The organism is Phytoactinopolyspora endophytica (assembly GCF_004138495.1).
Classification (GTDB): domain Bacteria; phylum Actinomycetota; class Actinomycetes; order Jiangellales; family Jiangellaceae; genus Phytoactinopolyspora; species Phytoactinopolyspora endophytica.
In genome coordinates this window covers 180,772-185,309 of record NZ_ML142849.1, presented here as the reverse complement: position 1 = coordinate 185,309, position 4,538 = coordinate 180,772, and the positions used below count along the sequence as shown (strand labels likewise).

The window sequence follows — 4,538 nt, the reverse complement described above, 5'->3', positions numbered from 1 at the left end:
ACCGCTGGCGCCCGACGGCCACGGTGGGATGCCGTCGCGGCCGGTGCCCGTGCAATGGGAGATGTCGACGGACGAGCGTTTCCGCCGCGTGGTGCGGCGTGGGACAGCTGTGGCCTCACCTGAGCTGGCGCATGCGGTACATCCGCACGTCGACGGCCTGCAGCCCGGGCGGGAGTACTTCTACCGATTCAAGGCCGGGAGCGAGGTCAGCCCGGTCGGACGGACCAAGACGCTGCCGGCCCGCGGCGAGCTCGCCGAGTCGTTCGCCTTCGCGACCGCCTCGTGCCAGGCCTGGTACCACGGCCACTTCAGCGCGTACCGGCACATGGCCGCCGAGGAGCTCGACGCGGTGTTCTTCGTCGGCGACTACATCTACGAGTACGGGATCACTGACGCCAACCTCTGGCGGCAGGGCGCCACGGTGACCCCTGAGCACGCCGTCGAAATCGAGACGCTGGAGCAGTACCGGCTGCGCTACGCGCTGTTCAAGTCCGACCCGCACCTGCAAGCCGTACATGCGCTCGCACCGTGGATCGTCACGTGGGACGACCACGAGGTGCAGAACAACTACGGTGCGGACGGATCCCGGTACGGGGTCAGCCCGGAGCACTTCGTCCATCTGCGCGCCGTCGGCTACCGAGCGTTCTACGAGAACCTGCCGCTGTCGCTGTCCACGCTGCCGGACGGGCCCGACGCGGCGCTGTACCGTCGCTTCGATGCGGGCTCGTTGGCCCGATTCAACATCCTGGACACCCGCCAGTACCGGGACGCTCCACCCGTGGACACCGACGACCAGTACGACGAGCAGCGGACGATGCTCGGCCCTGACCAGGAACAGTGGCTGTACGACGGGCTGACCAGCTCGCCTGCGACGTGGAACGTGTGCGTGAACGGCGTCACGGTCACGGCCATCACCGAAGACCGCACCGACCAGTGGGACGGGTATCCGGCGGCGCGGCAGCGGCTCATCGGCGCCATGCAGCAGTCGAGCAACCCGGTGGTGCTCACCGGCGACATCCACCGGCACGTCGCGGCCGAACTGAAGGCGGATTTCGCCGATCCGTCGTCGGAGACGGTAGGGGTGGAGCTGATCTGCTCGTCGATCGCCTCGGACGGAGACGGCGCGCCGACCGATGGATACACGCCGGACTGGACGCAGCACCCGTACGTGAAGCTCTACGACGGGAGACGCGGCTACGTCCACTGCCGGATGACCCCGGAGGAGTTGACCTCTCAATTCAAGATCGTGCAGTGGATCAGGGCGGACGCGGACGCACCATTGGAGACCGTCGCGAGGTTCGTGACCCCGGCCGGCGGCCCCGGCCTGGAAAAGGAGGGATGAGGAGATGAGTGTGACCACCAGCGCCTCGAACGTGCCTCCTATCACCGGGCTCCAGGGGGAAGGTGAGCTGGCCGGCATCGTCCTCGACTGGACGCCGGTGCCATGGGAGACCGTCGTCGATCACTACGCCGTGTACGGCGCTCGCGACGCCGATGACGTCGCGGTGGAACCGGACACGTTGCTGACTAAGACCGTCTATCCGCATTTCGAGCACCGCGGCCTCGGCGGTGCGTCCGAGCGCTGGGTGTACCGGGTTGTCACCGTGGATGCCGCCAGCACGCGCAGCCGGCCGTCGGATCCCGTCACCGTCAGCAGCCGGGAGTCCGTGACGGTGTCCGGTTCGCCGCTGGCCGTCGTCGGCGAGTTCGACGGCAAGGGCTTGGAGCTCGCGCTGTCCCCGGCCGGGTACGCCCAGTACAACGCGACCTTCCCGGACGGCGTGGACTTCCGGTACGGCACCGACGACGTGGGCACCGGGTGGAGCTACCTGCAGCCGGGACCCGCCGACTCGTGGGCAGGGCGACGCGACCATCTGTTCCGGCTGCGTTTCGAGCTCGAGGCGGCACCTTCCGACGACGTCGACCTTGCGCTGTGGCTGATCGACAGCCACGCGTCGATACCCGGTTCGGCCGTTCTCACCGTCAACGGCACGGAAGTCGACCGGCTGGTCTTCGAAGGTGGCGCCACCAAAGGCTCGACCCAGGGCGACAGCACGGTGCCCGGTTCTCCGCTGAAGCCCTCGTACATCGAGTATCCCTTGACGTCCGGGCTCTTCATCGCCGGCGAGAACACGCTCGAGCTCTTCAAGGACGACGGCTCCTGGATCGCCTACGACGCGATCGGAGTGTTCGCCCGTTCGACGTGACCGGTCGCGAACTGCTGGCGTCCATCGATCCGCGCAACCGTCCTTCACGGAATGTGCCGGCAAGCTTGGTTTCCTCTTCTGGAAGCAGGCGATGGTCGCCGGTTACATGTGCCGCATCTACCGCCAGACGCTGGCGTTGCCGTTAACCACCGTAGACGAGGGGTAAAGAGTCTGGGTGTCACCGTCTATCGAGGAGTCTGATGATGACAGCCGACCCGCAAACGATTCTGGTGCACCTCAACGACACCGATCTCACACTTGCCGATGAAGCCGACGATGTCCGTGGGCGCAAGGTTCTGGTCCGGGGAGCGCAAGAGATCGGGAAGGTCGATGATCTCGTCATCGACCCCGACGAGCGGCGAGTCCGGTTCCTTCTGGTGGGTGCCGGCGGGTTCCTGGGCATCGGCGAGCAGAAGCGGCTCATCCCTGTGGATGCGATCGAGAGCGTCGACGACGACGCCGTGCATATCGGGAAGGACCAGGGTCATGTGGCCGATGCGCCTGAGTACGATCCGAGTCTGATCCAGGAACCGAGCTACTACGAAGATCTGTACGACTACTACGGGTATCCGCCGTTCTGGACACCGGGCTACGTATACCCACCGTTCCCGTACTACAGGTGAACGACGCTCTGCTCGACGAGAACTGAGCTCAGTACGGTTCATACGGCGCCAACGCGTCAGCACGGACCTGACAAGGCCGCTGTTGCCTTCGGCAGCAGCGGCCATGTCAGTGGTTGCGAACGCGCACAGCACGAAGTTGTTGCGGATTGAAAAAGTGGTGGACACGCCGGCCACGCCGGTAATAGGAACGTAGCGGGGGAGTTATGCGGGTCCGTGGTGGTCGTGGGGACGGAGGAGGTCCGCATGCAGGGCGTGTGGTGGAGTTCGGGTGCTGCTGTCCGATCGGAGTTCGGCAGCCCGGCGTGCGAGTTACGGGTAGGGCAACAGAGCGGATGTTTCATCGTTCGGGTATCCGGTGAGGTCGACATCTTCAGCGTCTCCCGGTTACAGAACTACCTCTGCGGGCTTGTTCGGCTTGGCCCTGTGGTAGTCGACCTGAGCGGGCTCAGATCGCTCGATGCGTCGATGGCTCAGGCCCTGAACGTGGCGGGGGAGCGGGCATCGTTGGGTGGCGAACACCTCCGCGTAGTCGCGCCCCGTGACGAGGCATCGGCAAGTCGCAGCCTAGGCGGAGTAGTCGCCGATGTGCGCTGGAACGATGACAGCGACGAGGCCGTCCAGGCGGTGCTGGCCGAACACGCCGGCAACGGCTAACGTTCATACATGTGCCCCTGAGCCTGACCCGCCTTACCGCGGGGCGCGCGGCATGTCTGCGATGATCATGGGTACGTGATTGTTTGTGATTCCGGTCGGTGATTATGCGCGTGACGCGTTCGCCGTGCTGCTCTTGCTCATGCCGTTGGGCATGGCGTGGGATTTGGAGCATCAGGCGACGGGTCATGGCTTCGTCATCCCGGTCACTCTGCTGTCGATCCTCTCGCTGGCGTTGCCGTACTTGAAAGCGGCGTCGGTGTTGCCGTCGGCGCTGACCCCTGCCCATATCCGGTCGATCCGGCTGTTGGCGAACGCGCCGTACCTGATCGCCGTCGTGGTGACGCTGGTGGTCGCCTACGTCGGCGGTTCGGCGAACGGCGAGATCGACGACGGCGGGGGTGTCGGAACGGGCCTGGTCATCGGACTCGCGGGTGTCCTTCTCGCGGCACAGGGGCGCACGTCCGAACAACGAGGCGGCACTGACGACCACGCCCTGTGGCGAGCCATCACGGTGGTCATCGCCGGCATCGCCGTGGTGCTGGCCGTGCTGAGCGCTGCGTTTTACCTGTTCGAGTTCGGCCACGAGTCCACCTGGAGCGAGGTCGTGATCCTCGTCCTGGACGTCGTGATCTTCACCGGTGTGCCGTGGATCGCCGTACGTGGGCTGGCGCGGAACGACAGCACGTGGCGGGACGTCGCCGTCGTCCTGGGTGGCGTCGGGCTGCTGCTGGCGATGTGGGCGCAAGGCGCCGACGAGACCATCGGGGAGGCCTGGTCGTTACGGCTGGCCGGCCCTCAGTTCCTGTTCTGGCCGGCGCTCGGCGCCGCCGCGGCCGCCGCTGGACTGTCTGTGTCGGCCTCGCCGCCCGCCGGGGCCGTGCGCTGGGTCAAGCTGCCCGTACGTCTGTTCCAGACCGTGACGGTCGTCGCCGTCCTGGCCCTTCTGCTCTCCGGGATGCGGCTGATGGAGGACGTGGACGCGCGCGGTCAGTACATCACCGGGCTGGTGCTGTCGCTGATCGTGCTGATGCTGGCCACCTTTGGGCGCAACGCC

5 protein-coding genes are annotated in these 4,538 nt (G+C 66.2%); all 5 read left to right on the top strand.

Annotated elements, in window-relative coordinates; translation table 11 throughout:
- Window positions 1-1,342: alkaline phosphatase D family protein (locus ELR45_RS00830; protein WP_205855635.1), on the top strand; the 1,342-nt coding region annotated here is incomplete at its 5' end.
- Window positions 1,343-1,346: 4 nt separating this feature from the next.
- Entirely contained in the window at window positions 1,347-2,207 is an 861-nt protein-coding gene (locus tag ELR45_RS00825; RefSeq protein ID WP_129662668.1) for a polysaccharide lyase family protein, read from the top strand.
- A gap of 203 nt (window positions 2,208-2,410) precedes the next feature.
- On the top strand, window positions 2,411-2,830 hold the full coding sequence (locus ELR45_RS00820) for a PRC-barrel domain-containing protein (RefSeq protein WP_129662666.1): 420 nt from the start codon (window positions 2,411-2,413) through the stop codon (window positions 2,828-2,830).
- A gap of 243 nt (window positions 2,831-3,073) precedes the next feature.
- Window positions 3,074-3,484, top strand: coding sequence for an STAS domain-containing protein (locus ELR45_RS00815; protein ID WP_129662664.1), 411 nt, complete (start codon window positions 3,074-3,076; stop codon window positions 3,482-3,484).
- Window positions 3,485-3,569: 85 nt separating this feature from the next.
- Window positions 3,570-4,538, top strand: a 969-nt coding sequence (locus tag ELR45_RS34305; RefSeq protein WP_476704118.1) for a DUF7937 domain-containing protein, incomplete at its 3' end; no start/stop codon positions are given.

Excerpts from the sequence above, each read along its gene's own strand:
- ELR45_RS00820 (WP_129662666.1), top strand. The coding sequence starts at position 2,411 with ATGACAGCCGACCCGCAAACGATTCTGGTGCACCTCAACGACACCGAT.
- ELR45_RS00815 (WP_129662664.1), top strand. The coding sequence starts at position 3,074 with ATGCAGGGCGTGTGGTGGAGTTCGGGTGCTGCTGTCCGATCGGAGTTC.
- ELR45_RS00825 (WP_129662668.1), top strand. The coding sequence starts at position 1,347 with ATGAGTGTGACCACCAGCGCCTCGAACGTGCCTCCTATCACCGGGCTC.